Annotated in this window: 15 protein-coding genes and 1 tRNA gene; 10 read left to right on the forward strand and 6 right to left on the reverse strand. The window is 67.8% G+C overall.

What is annotated here, in order from left to right; translation table 11 throughout:
• Genes FM111_RS07010 through FM111_RS07025 form a run of 4 tightly spaced genes read left to right on the forward strand, consistent with a single transcriptional unit; the run spans position 1 to position 6,165 of the window.
• Positions 1-2,574, forward strand: coding sequence for an ABC transporter substrate-binding protein (locus FM111_RS07010; RefSeq protein WP_087140251.1), 2,574 nt, complete (start codon positions 1-3; stop codon positions 2,572-2,574).
• Positions 2,571-3,428: an ABC transporter permease gene (locus tag FM111_RS07015; RefSeq protein ID WP_087140252.1), complete on the forward strand. Its 858-nt coding sequence runs from the start codon at positions 2,571-2,573 to the stop codon at positions 3,426-3,428. Before FM111_RS07010 ends, FM111_RS07015 begins: the two co-directional genes overlap by 4 nt.
• A gap of 2 nt (positions 3,429-3,430) precedes the next feature.
• Positions 3,431-5,047, forward strand: coding sequence for an ABC transporter ATP-binding protein (locus FM111_RS07020; protein ID WP_087140253.1), 1,617 nt, complete (start codon positions 3,431-3,433; stop codon positions 5,045-5,047).
• The gene (locus FM111_RS07025; RefSeq protein ID WP_087140254.1) at positions 5,044-6,165 is read left to right on the forward strand and encodes a P1 family peptidase; all 1,122 of its coding nucleotides are present in this window, start codon (positions 5,044-5,046) and stop codon (positions 6,163-6,165) included. The genes FM111_RS07020 and FM111_RS07025 overlap by 4 nt, the downstream gene beginning before the upstream one ends.
• A 156-nt stretch (positions 6,166-6,321) precedes the next feature.
• On the opposite strand, the gene FM111_RS07030 is transcribed toward FM111_RS07025, so the two are convergent.
• Positions 6,322-8,778 carry a zinc-dependent metalloprotease gene (locus FM111_RS07030; RefSeq protein ID WP_087140255.1) on the reverse strand — a complete coding sequence of 819 codons (2,457 nt, stop codon included), beginning with the start codon at positions 8,776-8,778 and terminating at the stop codon, positions 6,322-6,324.
• Between the two features lie 48 nt (positions 8,779-8,826).
• Positions 8,827-10,575, reverse strand: coding sequence for a gamma-glutamyltransferase (gene ggt, locus FM111_RS07035; RefSeq protein WP_087140256.1), 1,749 nt, complete (start codon positions 10,573-10,575; stop codon positions 8,827-8,829).
• Between the two features lie 345 nt (positions 10,576-10,920).
• Between ggt and FM111_RS07040 the strand changes: the two genes are divergently transcribed.
• Positions 10,921-13,956 (forward strand): TonB-dependent receptor plug domain-containing protein, encoded by a 3,036-nt coding sequence (locus tag FM111_RS07040; RefSeq protein WP_087140257.1) that lies wholly within the window; start codon positions 10,921-10,923, stop codon positions 13,954-13,956.
• 79 nt (positions 13,957-14,035) lie between these two features.
• Positions 14,036-15,493: an amidohydrolase gene (locus FM111_RS07045; RefSeq protein WP_179205045.1), complete on the forward strand. Its 1,458-nt coding sequence runs from the start codon at positions 14,036-14,038 to the stop codon at positions 15,491-15,493.
• Between the two features lie 123 nt (positions 15,494-15,616).
• On the opposite strand, the gene FM111_RS07050 is transcribed toward FM111_RS07045, so the two are convergent.
• On the reverse strand, positions 15,617-15,949 hold the full coding sequence (locus FM111_RS07050) for a chorismate mutase (protein ID WP_087140271.1): 333 nt from the start codon (positions 15,947-15,949) through the stop codon (positions 15,617-15,619).
• A 4-nt stretch (positions 15,950-15,953) separates the two neighbouring features.
• A complete protein-coding gene (locus FM111_RS07055) occupies positions 15,954-16,769 on the reverse strand; it encodes a ferredoxin--NADP reductase (RefSeq protein ID WP_087140258.1) in 816 nt (271 codons plus the stop codon).
• A gap of 243 nt (positions 16,770-17,012) precedes the next feature.
• Here FM111_RS07055 and FM111_RS07060 point away from each other — a divergent pair, with 243 nt between their 5' ends.
• Together FM111_RS07060 and FM111_RS07065 are read left to right on the forward strand one after the other, a co-directional pair.
• Positions 17,013-19,295, forward strand: coding sequence for a S9 family peptidase (locus tag FM111_RS07060; protein WP_087140259.1), 2,283 nt, complete (start codon positions 17,013-17,015; stop codon positions 19,293-19,295).
• A 51-nt stretch (positions 19,296-19,346) separates the two neighbouring features.
• Positions 19,347-19,760, forward strand: a complete 414-nt coding sequence (locus FM111_RS07065; RefSeq protein WP_087140260.1) for a low affinity iron permease family protein — start codon at positions 19,347-19,349, stop codon at positions 19,758-19,760.
• A gap of 303 nt (positions 19,761-20,063) precedes the next feature.
• Here FM111_RS07065 and FM111_RS07070 read toward each other — a convergent pair whose 3' ends face one another.
• Together FM111_RS07070 and FM111_RS07075 are read right to left on the reverse strand one after the other, a co-directional pair.
• Positions 20,064-20,417: an Hpt domain-containing protein gene (locus FM111_RS07070; RefSeq protein ID WP_087140261.1), complete on the reverse strand. Its 354-nt coding sequence runs from the start codon at positions 20,415-20,417 to the stop codon at positions 20,064-20,066.
• The gene (locus FM111_RS07075; protein WP_087140262.1) at positions 20,417-21,832 is read right to left on the reverse strand and encodes an amino acid permease; all 1,416 of its coding nucleotides are present in this window, start codon (positions 21,830-21,832) and stop codon (positions 20,417-20,419) included. Before FM111_RS07075 ends, FM111_RS07070 begins: the two co-directional genes overlap by 1 nt.
• A gap of 196 nt (positions 21,833-22,028) precedes the next feature.
• Between FM111_RS07075 and FM111_RS07080 the strand changes: the two genes are divergently transcribed.
• Positions 22,029-22,104 (forward strand) — tRNA-Lys (locus tag FM111_RS07080).
• Positions 22,105-22,189: 85 nt separating this feature from the next.
• A complete protein-coding gene (locus FM111_RS07085) occupies positions 22,190-23,401 on the forward strand; it encodes a CaiB/BaiF CoA transferase family protein (protein ID WP_087140263.1) in 1,212 nt (403 codons plus the stop codon).
• The last annotated feature ends 156 nt before the right edge of the window (positions 23,402-23,557 follow it).

Here is a 23,557-nt window from a genome sequence, read left to right on the forward strand (position 1 = left end):
ATGGGACGACAGGTTTGGCGACGCGCCCGGCGCGCGCTGGCGGCCGCCGCGCTGATGTTCGGCCTGGCGGCGGCCCTGCCCGGCGCCGTCGAGGCGCAGGCCCCACGCGACCGTCTGATCCTTGGCCTGCCGCTGGAGCCGCCGAACCTCGATCCGACCTCGGGCGCGGCGGCGGCGGTGGATGAAGTCGTCTACGCCAACGTCTTCGAGGGCCTGACCCGGCTGACCCAGAACGGCGCCGTCGCGCCGTCTCTGGCCGAGTCGTGGGAAGCCGCCCCCGACGGCCTGACCTGGACCTTCCACCTGCGGCGCGGCGTGACGTTTTCAGATGGCTCGCCGTTCGACGCCGCCGTCGCGAAATTCTCTCTCGACCGCATCACCGCCGAAGGCTCGACCAACGCCCAGAAGGCCCTGTTCGTGCCGATCCGCAACGTCGAGGTCGTCGACCCGGCGACCCTGCGCATCCACCTGTCCCGACCCATGGCGACCCTGCCATACGTTCTGGCCTGGGGCGATGCAGTCATGGTGTCGCCAAAGAGCGCCGCGACCAACGCCGTCACACCCATCGGCACCGGCCCGTTCAAGCTGCAAGGCTGGCAGCGCGGCAGCCAGCTGGCCCTGATCCGCCGCGACGGCTACTGGGGCGCAGCGCCGCGCCTGAACAGCGTCGTCTTCCGCTTCATCAGCGATCCGACCGCCGCCTTCGCCGCCGTCAGCGCGGGCGATGTGGACGCCTTCCCCAACTATCCCGCGCCCGAGAACGTGGCCCAGTTCCAGCGCGACCCGCGCTTCCGCGTCGTCGTCGGCGCCTCCGAGGGCAAGGTTATCCTCGGCATCAACAACACCAAGGCGCCGTTCAATGACGTGCGGGTGCGCCGCGCCCTGTCCTACGCCATCGACCGGGACGCCCTGATCCAGGGCGCCATGTTCGGCTTCGGCCAGCCGATCGGCAGCCACTATTCGCGTCAGGCGCCGGGCTATGTCGACCTGACCGGCCTGTCTCCTCACGACCCAGCCAAGGCGCGCGCCCTGCTGGCCGAGGCGGGCTATCCCAACGGCATCGACGTGACCCTGCGCCTGCCGCCGCGCCCCTACGCCCGGCGCAGCGGCGAGGTGCTGATCTCGCAACTGGCGCAGGCGGGCATCCGCGCCAGGATCGAGAATCTGGAATGGGCCCAGTGGCTGGATCAGGTGTTCAAGCGCCGCCAGTTCGACCTGACCATCGTCGAGCACGTCGAGCCGATGGACTACGACATCTACGGCCGCAAGGACTACTATTTCGGCTACGACAGCCCCGCCTTCGACGCCCTGCTGGCCGAAGTAAACGCCGCCCCGGACGAACCGACGCGCAACCGCCTGCTGGGCGATCTGCAACGCCGCATCGCCGATGACGCGGTCAACGGCTTCCTGTTCCAGTCCTCGCGCATCGGCGTGTGGAAGGCGGACGTGAACGGCCTGTGGATCAACGGCCCCATCGCCGCCAACGACGTCACCGGCGCCTACTGGACCGGCGCAGGCGCAGCGGGCGCCGCGACCGCCGAGCGCACGAGCGGCGGCCTGCCGTGGGGCTGGATCAGCCTGATTGCGGGCGCGGCCCTGCTGGCCTTCGTCGCCTGGCGCTTCGGCGCGGCCTGGCTGCTGAAGAAGCTGGGCGGTCACGCGCTGACTCTGCTGGCGGCGACCGTGGTCATCTTCCTGCTGCTGCAGGTCGTGCCGGGCGATCCGGCCAGCTATATGATGGGGCTGAACGCCAGCCCCGAAAGCATCGCCGCCCTACGCCAGCAGATGGGCCTCGAAGGCTCGGGCCTTGAGCGCTACCTCGCCTGGCTCGGCGACCTGCTGACCGGCAAGTTCGGGACCAGCTACACCTATCAGGTGCCGGTCGGCGGCCTGATTGCGGAACGTCTGGCCGTGTCGGCGCCGTTAGCCCTGATGGCCACCGTCCTGTCGTTGGTGGTCGCCTTGCCTATCGGCGTCACCGCCGCCAGCCGCAGGGGAACCGCCGTCGACACCGGCCTGATCAGCGTGACGCAGGTCGGCGTCGCCCTGCCCAACTTCTGGATCGCCATGCTGCTGATCCTGCTGTTCTCGGTGAACCTGGGCTGGTTCTCGGCGGGCGGCTTCCCCGGCTGGGGTTCAGGTTTCTGGCCGGCTTTCAAGGCCCTGGTCCTGCCCGCCGTGGCGCTGGCCGCGCCGCAGGCCGCCATTCTGGCGCGCGTGCTGAGGACCGCCCTGCTCGACACCATGAACGAGGACTATGTCCGCACCGCCCGCGCCAAGGGTCTGTCGGTCAATCAGGCCCTGTGGCGTCACGCGCTGCGCAACGCCTGGATCCCGGTCCTGACCATTCTGGGTCTTCAGTTCCCCTTCCTGCTGGCGGGCGGCATCATCATCGAGAACGTCTTCTCCCTGCCCGGCCTCGGCCGACTGGTATTCCAGGCCATCACCCAGCGCGACCTGATCGTGGTGCAGAGCGTGGTGGTGGTTCTGGTCTTCGCCGTGGTTCTGGTCAGCTTCCTGATCGACCTGGCCTACCTGTTCGCTGATCCGCGCCTGAGGGGGCGCCGCGCATGACCGACGCCTCCGCCATCACCGCCCCCGCCAAGCCCCGCGTGCGCTGGCCCCTGTCGCTGATCGTCGGCGCAGGCCTGACCGCCATAGTGCTGGCGACGGCCCTGCTGGCCTTGGCATGGACGCCCTACGACGTCGAGGCGGTCGACATCGCCGCCAAGCTGACCGCCCCCTCCGCCGCCCACCCGTTCGGCACGGACCACTTCGGCCGCGACGTGCTGTCGATGATCATGGCGGGAGCGCAGAACTCCCTCGTCGTGGCCTTCGTCGCCGTCGGCATCGGGGTCGCGATCGGCACGCCGCTAGGTCTGACGGCGGCGGCGCGCGGGGGCTGGATCGACGAACTGGTCATGCGCGGCAACGACCTGATCTTCGCCTTCCCCGCCCTGCTGCTGGTCGTGATGATCACCGCCGTCATGGGGCCGGGCGCGATCAACGCCGTCATCGCCATCGGTGTCTTCAACATCCCCGTCTTCACCCGCGTCGCGCGCGGTGCAGCGCAAGGGCTGTGGACTCGCGAATACGTTCTGGCCGCCCGCACGGCGGGCAAGTCCAAGGCCCTGATCTCGCTCCAGCACATCCTGCCCAATCTGATGAGTCTGCTGGTCGTGCAGGCCGCCATCCAGTTCGCCGTCGGCATCGTCGCCGAGGCCGGCCTGTCCTACGTCGGCCTGGGGGCCCAGCCGCCTGCGCCCAGCTGGGGCCGGATGCTGGCCGAGGCCCAGACCATGATCGGTTTCGCGCCGTGGCTGGCCATCATGCCGGGCCTCGCCATCTTCGTGACCGTGCTGGGCCTCAGCCTGACCGGCGACGGCCTGCGCGACCTGTTCGACCCGCGCGTGCGGCGGGAGCGTTGACCATGACCGTCCTCGATATCCGCGACCTCAGCCTGTCGATCGGCCAGACGCCGATCCTGAAGAACGTCAGCCTGTCCGTCGCCCCCGGCGAAATCCTCGGCCTCGTCGGCGAGAGCGGCTCGGGCAAGTCCATGACCGCGCTGGCCGTGCTGGGCCTGACGCCGCCACGCGCGACCCTGACCGGCGAAATCCGTCTGAACGGCCAGGTCGTCTCGAACGCCCCAGACGCCGTGATGCAGCAGGTGCGCGGCCGCGACGTGGGCATCATCTTTCAGGAGCCGATGACGGCCCTGAACCCGGTCATGACCATCGGCGATCAGGTCGCCGAGACCGTGCGCCTGCACAAGAAGGCGTCTCGCAAGGAGGCCCTCGCCGTCGCCCGTTCCGTGCTGGAGCGCGTCGGCCTGCCCGCCGAGCGCTTCCCTTTGACGCGCTATCCGCACGAACTGTCTGGCGGCCAGAGACAGCGCGTCGCCATCGCCATCGCCATCGCCCTGACGCCCAAGCTGCTGATCGCGGACGAGGCGACGACGGCGCTGGACGTGACGACGCAGTCTCAGGTGCTGGACCTGCTGAAGCGGCTGGTGCGCGAGGACGGCATGGGCCTGATCCTGATCACCCACGACCTCGCCGTCGTGGCCGAGACCGCCGACCGGCTGGCGGTGATGAAGGACGGCGAACTGGTCGAGGAAGCGCCCGTCGACCGTATCCGCACCGGCATGGGCCACGCCTATTCCCGGCGCCTGCTGGCCAACGCGACCCACGCCCCCACGCGCCTCAGCCGCCCGCAGGCCGACGCCGCCCCCGTGCTTCAGGTCGAGGGTCTGGTGCGCGAATACGGCGGCGCGCCCGCCCTGTTCGGCAAGTCGAAAGCCTTCCGCGCCGTCGATCAGGTCAGCCTGTCGATCCAGCCGGGCGAGAGCCTCGGCCTCGTCGGCGAGAGCGGCTGCGGCAAGTCCACCCTGCTGCGCGCCATCCTCGCGCTGGAGACGCCGCAGGCGGGCCGCGTCCGGGTCAAGGGCCGCGACATCACCGCCGCGCGCGGCGCCGCCCTGAAGGCCATCCGCCGCGACATCCAGGTGGTGTTTCAGGACCCCTACGGCAGCTTCGACCCGCGCTGGAAGGTCAGCGATCTGGTGGCCGAAAACTTCCACCTGCTGGACGCCCGCCCCTCCCCCGTCGAGGCCCGCCGCCGCGTCGATGAAATGCTGGAGCGCGTGGGTCTGAACAGCGCCGCCGCCGACCGCTATCCGCACGAGTTTTCGGGTGGCCAGCGCCAGCGCATCGCCATCGCCCGCGCCCTGATCACCGAGCCGTCGGTCATCTGTCTGGACGAGGCGGTCTCGGCGCTGGACGTCTCGGTGCGGGCCCAGGTGCTGGACCTGTTGGCCGATCTGTCGGATCGCCTCGGCCTGTCCTACCTCTTCGTCACCCACGACCTCAGCGTCGTGCGCACGGTGACGGATCGCCTGCTGGTCATGCAGGCCGGAAAGATCGTCGAACAGGGCGAGACGGCCGCCGTCTTCGCCGCACCATCGCACCCCTATACGCAGAAACTTCTGGCGGCGACGCCAGATCTGGTCCGCAATAAAGCTCTGGAAAAGGAAACCGCCGGATGAACCGCAGAACCGTCCTCGGCTCGGCCCTGATCGGCGCCGCAGCCTCCGCAGCGGGCGCCGCCAGCGCCAAACCGGCCGCCCAGAGCGCCGCCCGCGCCTCAGGCCGCACCGGGCCGCTGAACCTGATCACCGACGTCGAGGGCCTCAAGGTCGGTCAGGCCCATGACGCGGGCGTCCGCACCGGCGTCACCGTCATCCTGGCCGAAAAGCCCGCCACGGCTGCCGTGGACGTGCGCGGCGGCGGCCCCGCCGGGCGCGAGACCGACGTGCTGCGCCCTGAAAATCTGGTGCAGGAGGTGGACGCCATCATCCTGTCGGGCGGGTCGGTCTATGGCCTCGGCTCGGCCGACAGCGTCGCCGCATGGATGGGGATGCGCGGGCGCGGCTACGGCATGGGCGGGGCGCCGGGCGTGCCCCCCTCGCCCATCATCCCGACCGCCTGCCTCTATGATCTGGCCAACGGCGGGAACAAGCAATGGGAGATGGAGCCGCCCTATCGCCGCCTGTCGGTTCAGGCGCTGGAGGCCGCGGGCGACCGCTTCGACCTCGGCACGGCGGGTGCCGGCTATGGCGCCGAGGCCGGCGCGCTGAAGGGCGGCATCGGCTCGGCCTCGGCGGTCATGGCCTCGGGCTGGACGGTCGGCGCCATCGTGGCGGTCAACAGCGTCGGCTCGGTCGTGGCGCCCGGCGGCAAGAGCTTCTGGGCCGCCCCCTATGAGATCGGCGACGAGTTCGGCGGCCTCGGCTCGTCCGCCCTGCACGCCTCGGCCGAGGACTGGGGCGCATCCAAGTTCCGCCCTCAACCGCGCGAGAACACCACCATCGCCTGCATCGCCACGGATGTGGCCCTGACACGCGTGGAGCTTCAGCGCGTCGCCATCATGGCGCAGGACGGCATGGCCCGCGCCATCCGCCCGGCCCATGCGCCCTTCGACGGCGACACCCTGTTCAGCCTGTCGACCGGCAAAAAAATCATCGAAGACCCCGCCGCCCGTCAGGTCGCCGTGGCGCAACTGGGCAACGTCGCGGCCGATGTGCTGGCCCGCGCGGTGGCGCGCGGCGTCTATCACGCCACCAACTATGAAGGCGTCACCGGCAAGACCTGGCGGGAGATGTAACCAACGCCCCTTCTCCCCACCGGGGGAGAAGGTGGGCGCCGGAGGCGCTCGGATGAGAGGGACGCCTCAAGGCTCTCGACGTCCGCGTTTGCAGACCTAGCCCCTCATCCGTCATGCTTCGCCTGACACCTTCTCCCCCGGTGGGGAGAAGGGCCTTTAGATCGGTGCCCCCGGCGGCACCGCCTGCGCCACCGGCAAAGTCTCGCTCAGCGCCTTCAGCCCCTCGACCGGCCCGGTCAGAGCTTCCGCCAGATAGGCGCACTGGGCCGTTTCCAGCCGGTCGCCGCGGCAGCGCTTCAACTGCTCGCCGAACCGCCGCGCGCTATCGCGCACCGCGCCCTGCGCCGTCGAGGACAGATCCTTGCCCTGGATCAGGGCGGCCAGATGGGCGGCGTAGCGGGCGCGGGCCACACGACGCAGCTCGGCCTGACGCGGGCTCAACGCCGCGCCCGACCCGACGGCGGTCGCCACCCGGTCCAGCGTCTCGACCAGACCCAACTGCCCCGGATCACGACGCTCCTGCTCGACCAGACGGTTCAGGCGTTCGGGCGCCAGCAGGGTTTCGAACACCACCTGGGTCGCCGCCGCCGCCGCCGAAGACGGATCGAACACGGCGTCGGTCTTGCCCTCGAACAGCTCGATCTGGGTCTGGCGGTCGGGATTGCCCGACTGGACCGAGGACAGCAGGTCGATCAGGTCGTCGCGCAGGTCCAGTTCGGCCGGCGACAGCGCCAGCATCAGCGCCTCCAGCGCCGCGCGCTGTTTGTCAGCGGGCACGACGTCGGCCCGCTCATGCCCGGCGCCGCTGACGGCGTAGCTGTAGTCGACGCCGCCGATCTGACGTCCGACCGCCGTGGTCTGATAGCGGTGATAGAGGTAGATCGGCACGATCACCCGGCGCAGGTCCGCCGCCGGAGCCCCGGCCGGCAGATTGACCAGACCGAAGCGCGACAGGGCGATGCGCCGCACCGCCAGGGTGTTGGCGAACTCGGCGGTCGGGTCGGTCCCATTGTCCCACATGGCGCCATAGGGCTGCAGGCTGCCCAGCGGGCGGGTGTCGCCGTCGCCGACGAAGCGATAGCCCTTCGCTTGCGCCTCCGCGGCCAGGGCCAGGCGACGCGCTTGCGGATCCTGCCCCGGCGTATCGCCATACAGCCAGTCGATGGCGTAGCGGTCCCAGGCGCCGACGCCGGTCGTATAGGCCTGGCTGAAGTCCAGCCGATCCCCGTCCGCGATCACCCACGGCGCCGGATAGTCCATGACCGAGGCCCGCCCCTCATAGGTCGAGGCGGCGAAGTTGTGGGCCAGGCCGATGGAGTGGCCGATCTCGTGCGCCGACAGGTGGCGCAGGCGGTGATAGGCGAGACGGTCGGGATCATCTTCACCGCCCGTCCCGGCGCGCGCGGCGCCGACCAGGCCCTCGATGATCATCTTGTCCTGCCGGTCCCGCAGCGAGCCCAGTTGCACCACGCCGCGCACGATCTCGCCGGTGCGCGGATCGCTGACAGTGCTGCCGGTGGACCAGCCGCGCGTCTCGCGGTGAACCCAGGCGATGATGTTGTAGCGGGCATCCATCGGATGCGCGCCCTCGGGCAGCAGTTCGACCCGGAAGGCGTTCAGATAGCCTGCCTCTTCAAAGGCCTGCGCCCACCAGTCGCCGCCCTCGATCAGGGCCTCGCGGATGGCGACGGGCGCGGCGCGATCGACGTAGAAGACGATCGGCTTCTTCACCGCCGACCGGGCGGCGGTCGGATCGGTCTTCTCCAGGCGGAAACGGCGCGCCATCCGCTTCATGACCGGCTGGTCCAGCGGCGCGGCGAAGTCCACCGCCATCGCCTGGCTGATGCTGCCGCCGCGCGGATCGTGCGGCACGGTCTGGAAGCCGTCGTCCGGCAGACGGATGAAGGAGTGCTGGACCGTCAGGGTGACGGCGCGCGCATCCGGCGCGATGCGCGACAGCTCGCCGCCCGGCTCGTCGCTGGTGAAGGTCTGGACGGTCTGCAGCTCGATATTGTCCGGGAAGACCAGGGTCTGATCCAGCGCCAGATGGCCCAGGTCCGGCGCCGCCTTGAACGTCCCCAGGCTCGCCCGCTTCAGCCGCCCTGCGATGTTGACCGCGTCGCGCGTCAGGAAGCCCGTCAGATCGACGACGACCGAGCCGTCGGCGCCCGTCTCGATCACATCCGTCGCCCAGACGGTCGAGGGGGCGAAGGAGGCGGCGACCGCGTTCTGCTCGTCCGCGCTGGCGTCGATGGCGCGGAAGCGATGGTTCTCGAACCGGGCGAACACCCGGCCGCCGACCTTGTGGAAGGCCACGATCTGCGCCTGCCCCAGGCCCGAGCGGTCCAGCCCCGCCCCATCCATGCCCAGCCCCGCCGACAGGCCGGGCTGATACAGGTAGCGGCCGATCACCCCCTCCGCGTCTGGGGCCGACAGGCGCGCCAGGACGCGGCCCTTCTCGCGATCCAGCCGAACGTCGAACAGGCCGTCCTGCCACGCCGCCGAGGCGGCGGGACGGCTCGTCGAGCCTCCCGCCTGAGCGTGAACCACAGGCGCCGCTCCGGCGGCCAGAACCAGGCCGGCGACGCCCGCCAGCAGAACCTTACGCATCATCGGTATTCCCCCTCCGAGCCCCGATAGTTTTAGCGGCCGCTTCCCAGGTCAGCGAACGCCCAACGCCAGGGCGTCCGGCCGACGGGTGTCGGCGGCGCCCAGGAATCGATCTCCCTCGACCATGATGGACTGGGTGCTGCCCATTGTCATGGACGGACGCACCGTATGGCCGCGCTCGCGCAGCAGACGCTCCACGTCGGGCGAGAAACCGCCCTCCAGCTCCAGCGGGCTGTTCCCGGCGCCCTGGTTCAGGCGCGGGCGCATGGCCGCCTCGGCCACGTTCAGTCGGTGATCGATGACGTTGGAGATCAGTTGCACCATGGTGGCGATGATATAGCCGCCGCCCGGCGTGCCCGTGACCAACCAGGGCTTGTCGTCCTCGAACACGATCATCGGCGTGATGGTCGAGCCCAGCCGCTTGCCCGGCGCGGGCGAGTTCGGCTGCCCTTCGGAGCCCCAGTAGAAGTTGTCCATGTGGTTGTTCAGCAGGATGCCCGTCCCCACCGGGGCGACGTGCGCGCCATAGGAGTTGGACAGGGTGTAGGTGTTCGACACCGCATTGCCGAAGGCGTCCGCGACCGAATAGTGGGTCGTGTCCTTGCTCTCATAGGGATAGGGGTTGCCCTCGGGGATGTCGGCGGCCTTCAGCGTCTTGTCCGGCGAGATCAGCCGGACCCGTTCGGCGGCGAATTCCTTGCTCGCCAGGCCGTGCGCCGGGGTGGTCCACTGCGGCGCCCCGCCGATCAGGCGACGATCCGACGAGGTGATCTTCATCGCCTCGGAGATCAGGTGCAGGCTGTCCACGCTGCCCCACCCCATCGACCGCAGGTCGAAATGCTCCAGCAGGTTCAGCGCCTGGGCGACGCTGACGCCCGAGGCCGTCGGCGGCATATAGGCGATCCGGTGGTCGCGATAGCTGCCCCAGATCGGCTCGGACACATCGGCGCGATAGGCGGCCATGTCGGCCATGGTGATGACGCCGCCGCCCGCCTGGACTCCCGCCACGATCTGACGCGCCAGCTCGCCCTTGTAGAACTCGTCCGCCCCGCCGCGCGCTACCTTGCGCAGGCTTTCGGCCAGCAGCGGCTGGCGGAAGATCTCGCCCGCGCGATACGGGGTTCCGTCCGCCTTCAGATAGGCTTCACGCGCGCCCGGATCGGTCGCGAGCACCTGCGCCCGACCCGCCGTGGCGTCGGCCTCGCCGTCCGACAGGACATAGCCTTCCTCAGCCAGCTTGACCGCCGGCGCGACCAGATCGGCCCAGGGCATGGAGCCGAAGCGCGCGTGCGCCTCCCACATGCCCATGACCGTGCCCGGCACCGAGACGTTGATGAAGCCCGACGGCTTGGAGCGGTCAAACCGGCCGCTGTCGTCCAGCAGCAGGTCCGGCGTCGTCGCCGCCGGCGCCGTGCCGTAATAGTTGATGGCGATGGTCTGGGCCGGGCGCTCGGCCGTGGCCGCCATATGCAGGACCATATAGCCGCTGCCGCCGATGTTGCCTGCGCGCGGCAGGGTCACCGCCTCGGCGAAGGCGACTGCGACGGCCGAGTCCACAGCATTGCCGCCCTGGCGCAGGATCTCGACGCCGACGCGGGTGGCCAGGTCGCTCTGGCTGACCACCATGCCGCCGCGGCCCACCACGGGGCTGTGGATCTGGCCGTAGTTGACGATGTCGCCGCCGCTGCCGGTGGCGGGCCGGACCTGGGCCGCCGCCTCCTGGGCCAGAACAGGCCCCGCCAGCAGCATCAGGGCCGCCGCAGAAACCGCCGTCGCCGACTTCATCAAACCGATACGCATACCAAACCCCGCCACAAATCCCGTCCCACCGCAGCGGTTACAGTCTCCCGCCGCCCCAAAAAGACAGAACACATTGCCAATAAACTCTGCGATAGCATTGCGGAAAACAGCAGTTCAAGGGCGTTCATCTGCGATTATTGCGCTCATTATCTTGAATATCCGCAATATTTATCCCGAAAAGGTTGACGTTCCCTTCTGTGGCCGCTTCAAGTCCGAACCGAGGCGGAATCTCCGTTCTGCGCCCAATTTCGATCCATCGAAGCGGCGGACGAAGGCCAAGCCTGTTCACAACACATAACGGTCAGAGGCGTCACAGAGCGCCGACCACAGGGGATGCCCAGTCTAATGAGTTCAGTATTCGCGCGTCGCAGCATCAGAACGGCCCTGCTGGCCACAACCGCCCTGTTCGGCGCGACGACCGCCGTCGCTCAGGAAGCCGGTCAGGAAGCGGGCGGTGAAATCACCCAGCTCGAAGAGATCGTCGTCGTCGGTTCTCAGATCAAAGGCGCCAAGGTGACGGCCGCCCTGCCCGTGACGGTTCTGGCCGAGGAAGACATCATCGCCGCCGCGCCGGTTTCGGGCGATGACCTGTTCCGCTCCATCCCCCAGATGGGCGATGTGACCTTCAACTCGTCCTACCAGCCGAACACCTCGAACTCGGCGCGCGGCGACACCGGCTCGGTCAACCTGCGCAGCCTGGGCATCGGCAACACCCTGGTGCTGCTGAACGGCCGCCGCGTGGTGGGCCACCCGACGTCGCAGGCCAACGAGCACCTCGTTCCGGTCCTGACCTACAACACCAACGCCATTCCGGTATCGGGCCTGAAGCGCCTTGAAGTCCTGCGCGACGGCGCCGCCGCCATCTACGGCGCCGACGCCGTGGCCGGCGTGGTCAACACCGTCCTGCGCGACGACATGAACAGTTGGACCATGTCGGCCCAGCACGGCGGCGCCGAAGGCACCGGCATGCGCGAAACCAACCTGTCACTCTACGGCGGCAAGGACTTCTTGGACAGCCGCGCCAACCTGTCGCTGTTCTTCAACTACGATCACCGCAGCGAGCTGAGCACGCTGGACCAAGACTACACGTCCAGCAACGACAAGCGTAGCCTGTTCGCCGGCACCGGCTTCGAGGACCACTCCAGCCTGAACGCCACCTCGCAGCTGGCACCCTGGGGCCGCTTCACGGTGCGTAATGCGAACGGCTCCGCCGGCCAGGGCTTCACGATCGTCCCGCAGGGTCACGCCAGTTGCGTCACCCCGACCCAGGACGGCGTGTGCCTCGCCAACGGCACGAACCTGCCTGCGGACCTGAACGCCGACACGGCCCGCATGGGCCTGTCGGTCATGCCGGAAGTGGACCGTTTCAACGTCTTCACCACCGGCCGCTATCAGATCAACGACGCCGTGGAGGCTTTCGGCGAACTGGGCTTCTACCACGCCAAGTCGCAGGCCTATCAGGAACCGATCGCGACCGCTTCGGGCGTCAGCTTCATCATTCCCGGCTCGAACCACTACAATCCGATCGCCGGTGATCCGAACATCACCCTGACCGGCTACCGCTTCTCGGACATGGGTCCGATCAGCGTCGAAGTCACCAACAAGCAGTTCCGCATCCTCGGCGGCGTGCGCGGCGAGTGGAACGGCTGGAACTGGGAATCGGCCCTGATGTGGTCGGAAGCCTCGGCCAAGGACGTCTCGGATAACATCTCGGCGACCCGTCTTCAGGAATGGGCCGCCAAGTCCACGCCCGACGCCTACAATTTCTTCAACGGCGGCACGATCGGCAACCCGCAGGTCAGCGATGGCGCCCCGTCGAACCAGGCAGCGCTGGACGCCATCCGCGTCGACATGGTCCGCAAGACCAAGACCGAACTGGGCCTGTGGGACTTCAAGATCTCGCGCCCGGACATCTATCAGCTGCCGGCCGGTCCGGTCGGCGTCGCGGCCGGTATCGAACTGCGCACCGAGACCCAGCACGACGACCGCGACGATCGTGTCGACGGCACGATCCGCTACACCAACCTGGCCGGCGTCAAGTCGTCGGACCTGATCAACCAGTCGGAAAACCCGGACACCTACGGCGAGCGTGACGTCTTCTCGGCCTATGTCGAAATCGCCGCGCCCCTGGTGTCGCCAGAGATGGGCGTTCCGCTCGTCCACAACCTCGAAATCCAGCTGGCCGGCCGTTTTGAGGAATATTCGGACTTCGGTTCCGTCACCAAGCCGAAGATCGCCGGCGCCTGGGACATCGTCGACGGCTTCCGCATCCGCGCTTCGTGGGCCGAGGGCTTCCGCGCCCCGAACCTGGAACAGATCAACGCCACCCAGATCACCCGCTCGAACCAGTCGGTCGATTGGCTCTACTGCGAGGCCCTGAACCGTCAGGGCGCGCTCGCCAACGGCATGCGTGACTGCGGCGCCTCGATGGCCTCCAAGGTCGCCCAGCCGTGGCGCGCGGACTTCAATCAGAACCACGCCCGCAAGTCGACGCAGGAACGCCGCGCCGGCAATCCCGACCTGCAGCCGGAAGAGTCGGAAACCTTCTCAGTTGGCCTGGTCATCCAGCCGCGCTTCATCCCGGCAGAACTGGGCGACTTCACCCTCACCGCCGACTGGTGGCAGGTCGAGCAGACCGGCATGGTCGGCCTGTTCCGCGGCCAGAACGCCCTGACGCTGGACTATTTGCTGCGCAAGAACGGCTCGTACAATCCGAACGTGGTGCGCGCCGACGCCACCGCCGCCGACGGCCGCATCTTCGCCGGCACCGGCCTGGATGCCGCGGGCGAGGTTCTCTACATCACCGACGCCTACACCAACCAGCAGCCGCAGACGGTTGAAGGGCTGGACCTGGGCGTGATGTGGCGTCTGCGCGGAACCCAGTATGGCGACTTCAGCGCCAACCTGAACGTCTCGCACCTGCTGAAGTACTATCTGGACATGGCGCCGGACACGCAGAAGCTGTCGGACGCCGTCGCTTCGGGCGAGTTGGACTCCAACATCTGGGTTTCTGGCTCGATGGGCGACATGATCGCCGACCTGGGCCGTCCGGAATGGAAGTGGTCGCTGTCGGCCACCTGGCGCAAGGACGCCTGGACCGTCGGCGCCTTCACCCAGTACATTTCGTCGCTGTACGATGACAGCATCACCAACTCGGCGGGCGACTACTGGACGGTGGATTCCACCCTCACCGCCAATCTGTACGCCGAATACGAGTTCGGAGCCGACCGGTTCGGCGGAATGCTGTCCGACACCGCAGTGCGCGTCGGCGTCCGCAACATCACCGATGAGCAGCCCCCGCTGTCCTCCGACGGCTACGTCGGCACGGTGTATCAGCCCTACGGCCGCTACTGGTACGCCAGCGTCCGCAAGGCCTTCTGATCGGTCTGATCTAGACAAGGGGGCGGGAGGCGGCGACGCCTTCCGCCCTTCTCTTTTGAACACGAGGGAGACCCCCGAGATGAAACCCGTATCCCTGCGCGCCCTTGCCCTGGCCGCCGCCCTCGCCGCGCCGCTGGCCGCCCTGCCCGTCCAAGCCGCCGAACTGTCGGCCCAGGACAAGCAGAGCCTGATCGCCACCGTCGACCGCAACCAGGCCGCCCTCGACCACGCCGCGCTGGAAATCTGGAAGTTCGCCGAGCTGGGCTATCAGGAGACCCAGAGCGCGGCGCTGCTCCAGGGCCAGCTGCGCGACGCCGGCTTCACCGTCACACCCGGCATCGCCAATGAGCCGACCGCATTCCTGGCCAGCTTCAAGACCGGCGAAGGCCCCGTGGTCGCTGTCCTGGCCGAGTACGACGCCCTGCCCGGCCTGTCCCAGACGCTCAGCCCGATCCAGGAATCCGCGGGCGGCCATGCGGGCCACGGCTGCGGCCACAACCTGTTCGGCGCCGCCTCCATCCACGCCGCCATCGCGGTCAAGGACTGGATGGTCGCCAACAACATCAAGGGCGAGCTGCGCGTCTACGGCACCCCGGCCGAAGAAGGCGGCTCGGGCAAGGTCTACATGGTCCGCGACGGCCTGTTCGACGATGTCGACGTGTCGCTGCACTGGCACCCCGGCAATGTGAACTCGGCCCGTCAGGGCGACACCATGGCCAATGTCTCGGGCAAGTTCCGCTTCTACGGCACGGCCTCCCACGCCGCCGCCGCGCCCGACAAGGGCCGCTCCGCCCTGGACGGCGTCGAGGCCATGAACGCCATGGTCAACCTGATGCGCGAACATGTGCCCGACCGCACCCGCATCCACTACGCCATCACCGACGGCGGCAAGGCGCCCAACGTCGTCCCGGCCTACGCCGAGGCCTATTACTACGTCCGTCACAACAACCCGGAGATCGTCCGCGACGTGCTGGAGCGGGTAAAGCTGGCGGCCGACGGCGCAGCCCTGGGCACCGGCACCCGCGTCGAGTTCGAGGCCATCGGCGGCGTCTATTCCATGCTGCCGAACGAGGCCCTGATGCACGTCATGGACCGCAACCTGCGCCACGTCGGCGGCATCACCTGGACGGCCGAGGAAACCGCCCTGGCGTCGGAAATCCAGAAGACCCTGACCACCAAGCCGGACCTGGCCTCCGTCGGTCAAATCGAGGACGCCGTGATCGGCGGCGACTTCGGCGGCTCGACCGATGTGTCGGACGTGTCGTGGGTCACGCCGACGGTCGGCCTGTCGACAGCGACCTTCGTGCCGGGTTCTGCCGGTCACTCGTGGCAGAACGTGGTGGCGGCGGGCACGAGCATCGGCCTGAAGGGCGCTCATCTGGCGGCCAAGACCCTGGCCCTGACCACCGCCGAACTGTTCCAGAGCCCCGAAACGATCGAGGCCGCCAAGGCCGAGTTCGAGCGCCGTCGCGGCCCGAACTTCGAATACCGCGCCCTGCTGGGCGACCGCGCCCCGGCGCTGAACTACCGCGACTAAGGTCGCCGAGCCGGACGGATGAGGGGTGCGAGGACACGGGCTGGCGACATCCGTTCAAGCGCCGCGCCGACACCCCTCATCCGGCCCTGACGGGCCACTTCTCACACAAGGAGAGAAAGAAACTCAGCTGCGCGTCTTGTCCCAGGTTCCGAACTCGTGGGCGATGCAGCGGTCGATCAGCAGGCGCCAGACCGGCTCGGCGATGTCAGGCGACAGGCCGGCGGGCTGGGCCGCCTTCAGCACCTTTTCCACCACGTCGTCGATGCGGGCCTGATCGAAGACGGCGTCGCGGTTCGGCTTGATGCGAGCGGCGGCGTCCATATAGCGCTGGCGCTCGGCCAGCAGGGTCACCAGGGCGCGGTCCAGGGCGTCCACGCCCTGACGCACGTCAGCCATGGTGGCGCAGTCTTCCGGGGCCTTGCGGTCGTCGATGGCGACGGCGGCAGGAGAGGTCATCAGGTCAGCCGACAAAGGCGCGCTCCAGAACATAGTCGCCGGGTTCGGCGTTCGAGCCTTCTTTCAGGCCGTAGGATTCCAGCAGTTCGCCGGTCTCCTTGATCATGGCCATCGAGCCGCACAGCATGACGCGGTCGCTGTTGGGCGAGAAGCCGATGGGCAGTTGCAGGTCGGCGAAGACGTCGCCCGACTTGATGCGGTCGGTGATGCGGCCCGGCGTCTCGAAGCGCTCGCGGGTCACGGTCGGATAATAGGTCAACTGAGCCTTGGCCTCGTCGCCGACCAGCGGATCGTCGTGGATCTCGTGGCTGAAGAAGTCGCGATAGGCCAGGTCGGCGACGTTGCGCACCGTGTGGCAGACGATGACCTGTTTGAAGCGGGAATAGGTTTCCGGATCGCGCGCGACCGACAGCCAGGGCGCCAGGCCCGTGCCGGTGCCGATCAACCACAGACGCTCGCCGCCGGTCAGGGCGTCCAGAACCAGGGTGCCGGTCGGCTTCTTGCCCATCAGGACGCTGTCGCCTGCGACGATCTTCTGCAGACGCGAGGTCAGGGGGCCGTCCTCGACCTTGATGGAGAAAAACTCCAGTTCCTCGGCCCAGAAGGGCGACGCGATCGAATAGGCACGCAGGATAGGCTTGCCGCCGTCTTCGCCGGGCAGGCCGATCATGACGAATTCGCCCGAGCGGAAGCGGAAATCCTCGGGCCGCTTCACGCCGAAGCTGAACAACTGGTCGTTCCAGTGGCGGACCCACAGGACTTCCAACTCATGAAACGGACTGGCCTTGACGGGCGGCGCGGAGAGGGAGGCGTCAGACATGGCGACTACCTAGGCCGTCGCGGGCGGTTGCGAAAGGGTGGTGCGGCGATCCTTCTCCCCTTGCGGGAGAAGGTGGCCCGCGCAGCGGGTCGGATGAGGGGTTTCTCCGCGGTCGAATGGAACGATGAGAATTCGATTGTAAAACCCCTCATCCGTCAGGCTTCGCCTGCCACCTTCTCCCACAAGGGGAGAAGGGAGAAAGAAGGGATGACGACGTAAGATTCCGTCTCTAGCTTCACCGCCATGCGCACTTTTCTTCTCGCTTCGACGATCCTGATGGCTGCGACCTCGGCCTTCGCCCAATCCTCGCCGCAGCCGGCGGCTCCGCCCGCCGCCACGGCGCCCGCGTCCTCGGTCCTGACGGTCGAGCGGGTGTTCGCCAATCCGTCGCTGGCCGGGCCGGTGGCCAAGGGCGTCAGCCTGTCGCCCGATGGCGAACTGGTCGCTTTCCTGCGCTCGCGCGAGGATGACGTGGACGTGCTGGATCTGTGGGCCGCGCCGGTGAAAGGCGGCGAGCCGTTCAAGCTGATCGACGCCCGCGCCCTGGTTCCCGACGCGGGCGAACTGTCCGAGGCCGAGAAGGCGCGGCGCGAGCGGATGCGGATTTCGCAGCGCGGCGTGGTCGAATATTCGTGGGACGAGCAGGGCCGCTATATCCTGGCGCCGCTGGAAGGCGACGTCTTCCTGGCCAATCGCGCTGACGGCTCGGTGCGGCGCCTGACCGAGACGGCGGCGGATGAGATCGACGCCAAGGTGTCGCCCAAGGGCGCCTTCGTCAGCTTCGTGCGCGATCAGAACCTGTTCCTGATCAACCTGGAGACGGGCGCCGAGCAGGCGATCACCACGGACGGCAAGGATCTGATCACCTGGGCCACGGCCGAGTTCATCGCCCAGGAGGAACTGGACCGCGACACCGGCTATTGGTGGAGCCCGAACGAACGCTACATCGCCCTGCAACGCACGGACGAGAGCACCGTCGACGTCATTCCGCGCCTGGACATCACGGGCGGCGGGGCCTCGGTCATCTCGCAACGCTATCCGCGCGCCGGACGGCCCAACGCCGTGGTCGAGCTGTATGTCCAGGACGTGCAGAGCGGCCAGCGAGTCAAAGTCGATCTGGGCGCCGATACCGACATCTATCTGGGCCGGGTGAACTGGGCGGCGGACGGTTCGGTCGCCTACGTCCAGCGCCTGTCGCGCGACCAGAAGCGGCTGGATCTGCTGAGCGTTGATCCGGCCACGGGCGCCAGCCGGGTTATCGCCAGTCAGACCTCGAACGCCTGGGTCAATGTCACCCACGACTTCAAGGCGCTGAAGGACGGCAACTTCATCTGGTCCAGCGAGGAGAGCGGGTGGCGTCACCTGTATCTCTACAACAAGGACGGCCGTCGCCTGCGGGCGATCACGCGCGGCGACTATCCGGTGAAGTCGCTGGACGGCGTCAACCCGGAGACGGGCGAGGTCTTCTTCACCGCCTCCATGCGCGACGGCCGAGAATATCCGATCGAGCAGCAACTGTTCCGCGCCAGCTACAAGCGGACGCTGAACCCGACGGAAGTCACCCCGCGCGGCGGCTGGTGGAGCGCCAAGGTCAACGGCACGGGCACGGCCTATGTCGGCAACTATACCGACGTGAACACCCCGGCGCAGTCGGCGCTCTATTCGATCAACGGCCAGCGCGTGCGCTGGATCGAGGAGAATAAGCTCCAGCCCGGCCACCCCTTCTGGCCCTATGCCGAGCGCCAGCAGAAGCCGACCTTTGGAACCCTTCAAAGCCACGGCGAGACCCTGGTCTGGCAGATGACCACGCCGCCGGGCTTTGATCCGTCGAAGCAGTATCCGGTGGTGATGCAGGTCTATGGCGGTCCTTCGGGGGGCGGGGTGAAGAACGCCTGGCAGCCGGCGACGACGCAACTGCTGACCGAGGCGGGCTATATCGTCTTCCGCCTGGACAACCGGGGCGAGGGCGATCGTTCGGCGGCCTTCAAACAGGCCCTCTATCTGAAGATGGGCCAGCCGGAGATCGCGGATCAGGTCATCGGCGCGGACTATCTGCGCTCGCTGCCCTATGTCGACGATAGCCGCATCGCCATGATGGGCTGGTCCTACGGCGGGTTCATGAGCCTGATGGCGCTGACCGAGCCGAAGATGGGTCTGGCTTCTGCTCTGGCGGGGGCGCCGCCGACAGAGTGGAGCCTGTACGACACCGCCTATACTGAGCGGTACATGTCGACGCCGCAGGGCAATGTGGCGGGGTATGCAGCCTCGGACGTGGTGAACCGGCTCGACAATCTGACGGGGCGTCTGCTGCTGATGCACGGCATGGCCGACGACAACGTCATCTTCGAGAACACCACGCGGGTTCTGAACGCCCTTCAGGAAAAGAGCATCCCCTTCGAGACCATGCTCTATCCGGGCCAGCGCCACGGCATCCGGGGCAATGATCGTCAGCTGCATCAGTGGCGGACCTATCTGGACTTCCTGGACCGCACCATCGGGACGCGGGCGGCCCAGAAAGCGGACTGAGGCGACCACTGATCCGGCGGAACCCGGCCCTGCGGCCGCCGTTCCGCCGGAATGGAAAAGCTGTTCAATCATCTGGCGAACGCGACGGCCAAGCTGGCGGGGCGGCCGTGGACCTTCATCGTCTGCGTGGCGGTGGTGCTGGTCTGGGCCGTGACCGGACCGGTGTTCAGTTTCAGCGAGACGTGGCAACTGGTGATCAACACCGGCACGACCATCGTCACCTTCCTGATGGTGTTCCTGATCCAGAACACCCAGAACCGCGACGCCGCCGCCATGCACGCCAAGATGGACGAGCTGATCTATGCGGTGAAGAAGGCCGACGCGGGCTTTATCGGCATCGAGCATCTGACCGACAAGGAGTTGGCGGTCATCCTGCAGGAGGTCGAGCGGCGCGGGCGCGACATCCATGCCGGGCGGCCCGCGCGGGCAGTTAGAAGCCGCCCCGCGTCACGCGCCGAGGCCTAACGAGGCGCCGAAAAAACAGAGTCCAATTCGTCTGAATCGTCTGAAATCTCTCCGCGCCGCTGGTGGATCGCACATCATGGCGAACGGACGAGAGGCGGCGGACTGATCGCGGTAAGACACGCGCAATCGCCATGTTTTACCGGTATTGCAGCGGTGCGATAGGCGACGTTCGATCATTCTCCCCTTGCGGAAGAAGGTGTCTACGCCACAGGAAAAAGGGGCTGCAGGACACGTCGTCCAGCAACCCCTCATCCGTTCGACTTCGCCGTCCACTTTTTCCCGCAAGGGGCAAAGGGCGCGGCTTCAGCCCTTCAGGCTCTTCAGCGCCAGTTCGTGACGATAGGCCGCCACATCCGCCAAGGCCGCGTCCAGCGCCGTGCGAACCCGCTCCAGCCCGGCGGGCGCAGAAGCCTGTTCGCCGAACTCAACCTCTTCACAGACCTGAGCCAGGGTCTTGGCCCCGATACCCGCCCCGGCGCCGCGGATGGTGTGAACGGCGTCGCGCCAGCCTTCGCTGGACGCGTCCAGCATGGCCGACCACATGCGGGCCTGTTCGACGAACAGGCCCAGCACTTCTTCCGTCACATCATCCATGCCCGCCGTCATGGCTTCGAGGACGGTGAAATCCACCGCCCCCGACAGGTCGCGCCTGGCCATCAGGCCTCGGCCTCTTCACCCTTGGCCAGGCGCGAGTTGCGCGACGACCACAGCAGGTAGAGCGCCAGACCAAACAGGTTCCACAGCAGGAAGTAGAGCTGCGTCGAGGTCTTCAGGCTGAAGAAGAAGATGATGCAGCCGACGATGGCGATGCCGCCGACCAGCCACCACAGCGGCGCCTTGAACTTGCGCTCGCGGTTCGGTTCGCGCACGCGCAGCACGATCAGGCTGACGCCCACGGCCATGAAGGCCATCAAGGTGCCGGCGTTGGCCAGCGACGCCAGTTCGTCCAGACGCATGATGCCGGCCAGGAAGGCGACGACGACGGCGGTGAACACCGTCACCACAGCCGGAACGCCGCGCTTCGAGATCTTGGCGAGGCGGTTGGGCAGCAGGCCGTCGCGCGACATGCCCAGGAAGATGCGGCTCTGGCCGAACAGGAAGGCCAGCAGCACGGTCGGCAGGGCGATCACGGCGGCGGCGGCGATCCACTGGGCGGCGACGCCCTGGCCCAGACCACGCATGATGTGCGCCAGCGGCTCGGGGCTGTCGGCGAAGCTGGCGACCGGAGCGGCGCCGATCGCCGCGGCGGCGACGGCGATATACAGAACGGTGCAGACCACCATCGAGCCGACGATGCCGATGGCCAGGTCGCGCTCAGGCTTCTTGGTCTCCTCGGCCGCCGTGGCGATGGCGTCGAAGCCGTAGAAGGCGAAGAAGATGATGGCCGCCGCCGCCATGACCCCCGTCTGTACGAAGGGCGCGCCGAAGCCGTGCGGCATGAAGGGGGTGAAGTTGGCCGTATCGAAGTGCGGCATGGCGATGGCCACGAACACCACCAGGGCGGCGATCTTCACGAACACCAGGATGGCGTTCAGCGTCGCGCTTTCCTTCGTGCCCAGCAGCAGCAGGCCGGTCACGATGGCGATGATGAAGATGGCCGGCAGGTTGATCAGCCCGCCCTCGACATGCGGCCCCACGGTCAGGGCGAACGGCAGGTCGATGCCCAGTCCCGCCAGGAAGGGCACGGCGTAGCCGGACCAGCCGACGGCGACCGTCGACACGACCAGCGAATATTCCAGGATCAGGCTCCAACCCACGACCCAGGCGAAAATCTCGCCCAGCGCGGCGTAGGAATAGGTATAGGCGCTGCCCGAGGCGGGCATGATCGTCGAAAGTTCAGCGTAGGCCAGGGCGGCGCAGGCGCACACTAGGCCGGCCAGGGCGAAGCTGATCAGCACCGCAGGGCCCGCCAGACCCGCCCCGACCCCGATCAGGGTCAGGATGCCAGTGCCGACGATGGCGCCGACGCCCAGGGCCATAAGGTGCGGCCAACCCAGGGTTTTCTTGAGCCCCGGCCCCGAATGCGGGGCCAGCATCGCGTCGATCGAGCGACGACGGTTCCAGAACGCCATAATCTTTACTCCCCCTCGCCGCGTCTTTTCGGCGGCTGATTCAAGGCGCGACCTTAGCGCGCGATGCAATCGCGATAAAAGATGCATTTGACGCTTGCACCCGACACCGGTCCTGAGTAATAGGAGCGCCCTTCGCCGAGGCCATCAACGCCGCCGCGAAGGACCGGCGCCACACCAAGGGCGCAGACGACGGTACGGGTGATTAGCTCAGTTGGTAGAGCAGCTGACTCTTAATCAGCGGGTCCACAGTTCGAACCTGTGATCACCCACCATCGTCTCATTTCTTTGCATCGTTGGATGGTTGTCGCTTCGGCGCGAAACCGTCCTGCCGCGTCCGGTTTCTGCTAGAAGACGCGCATGTCTGACGCCCCTTCGATTCCCGTCCCCCCCTCCTCCCACGGCCCGCTGACGGGCGTGCGCGTTCTGGACCTGTCGCGCGTGCTGGCCGGACCGTGGGCGACGCAGACGCTGGCCGACCTGGGGGCCGAGGTGATCAAGATCGAGCGGCCGGGCGCGGGCGACGACACCCGCCACTGGGGTCCGCCCTTCACCACGGCGGCGGACGGTCGGCCGGGCGACGCCGCCTATTTCATGTGCGCCAACCGGGGCAAGAAGTCGGTCGAGCTGGACATCGCCAGCCCTGAAGGCGCCGAGACCGTGCGCCGCCTGGCCGCGACCTGCGACGTGGTGGTCGAGAACTTCAAGACCGGCGGGCTGAAGAAATACGGCCTCGACTACGCCTCGCTGGCGGCGATCAATCCGAAGCTGGTCTATTGCTCCATCACCGGCTTCGGCCAGGACGGGCCGGACGCGCATCGGGCCGGCTACGACTACATGATCCAGGCCATGGGCGGGCTGATGTCCATCACCGGCCAGCCGGACGACGCGCCGGGCGCCGAGCCGATGAAGGTCGGGGTGGCGGTCGTGGACCTGTTCACCGGCCTGTACGCCTCCAACGCCATCCTGGCGGCGCTGTGGCACGCACGGACGAGCGGCGAAGGCCAGCACGTCGACATCGCCCTGTTCGACGTTCAGGCGGCCATGCTGGCCAATCAGGCGACCAACTACTTCGTGTCGGGCAAGGCGCCGACGCGGATGGGCAACGCCCACCCCAACCTGGCCCCCTATCAGCCCTTCTCGTGCTCGGACGGCATGGTGATCATCGCCGTGGGCAATGACGGCCAGTTCCGCGCCCTGTGCGGCGCCCTGGGGCTGGAGGTCGAGGACCGCTTCGCCACCAACGCCCTGCGGGTCGCCAACCGCGAGGCGCTGGGACCGCTGATCGCCGCGCAGACGCAAGGCTTCACCATGCAGGGGCTGATGCAGGCGCTGGAGGCGGCGGGCGTGCCCTGCGGCCCGGTCAACACCATCGACCAGGTGTTCGAAGAGCCCCAGGCGATCCATCGCGGCCTGACGGTCGAACAGACCCGGCCCGACCTGGCCGCGCCCGTCCGCACCGTGGCTTCACCCATCCGCCTGTCGAAGACGCCGGTGCGCTACGACGCCCCGCCGCCGAAACTGGGGCAGGATACGGAAGCGGTGTTGGGGGCGTTGAAGACGGAGAGGTGACGCCTCCCCCCTCTCTCAGGCCGTCATTCTCGGGCTTGACCCGAGAATCCAGCAAGCACGACGGCGACCGCATCGACCCATGCCTGTTCAAAGGTTGAGGGGCTGGATTCTCGGGTCAAGCCCGAGAATGACGGCGAGGTAGGGATGAGCGCGGTG

The sequence above is a fragment of the Brevundimonas diminuta 3F5N genome (genome assembly GCF_900163625.1).
GTDB lineage: Bacteria > Pseudomonadota > Alphaproteobacteria > Caulobacterales > Caulobacteraceae > Brevundimonas > Brevundimonas diminuta_A.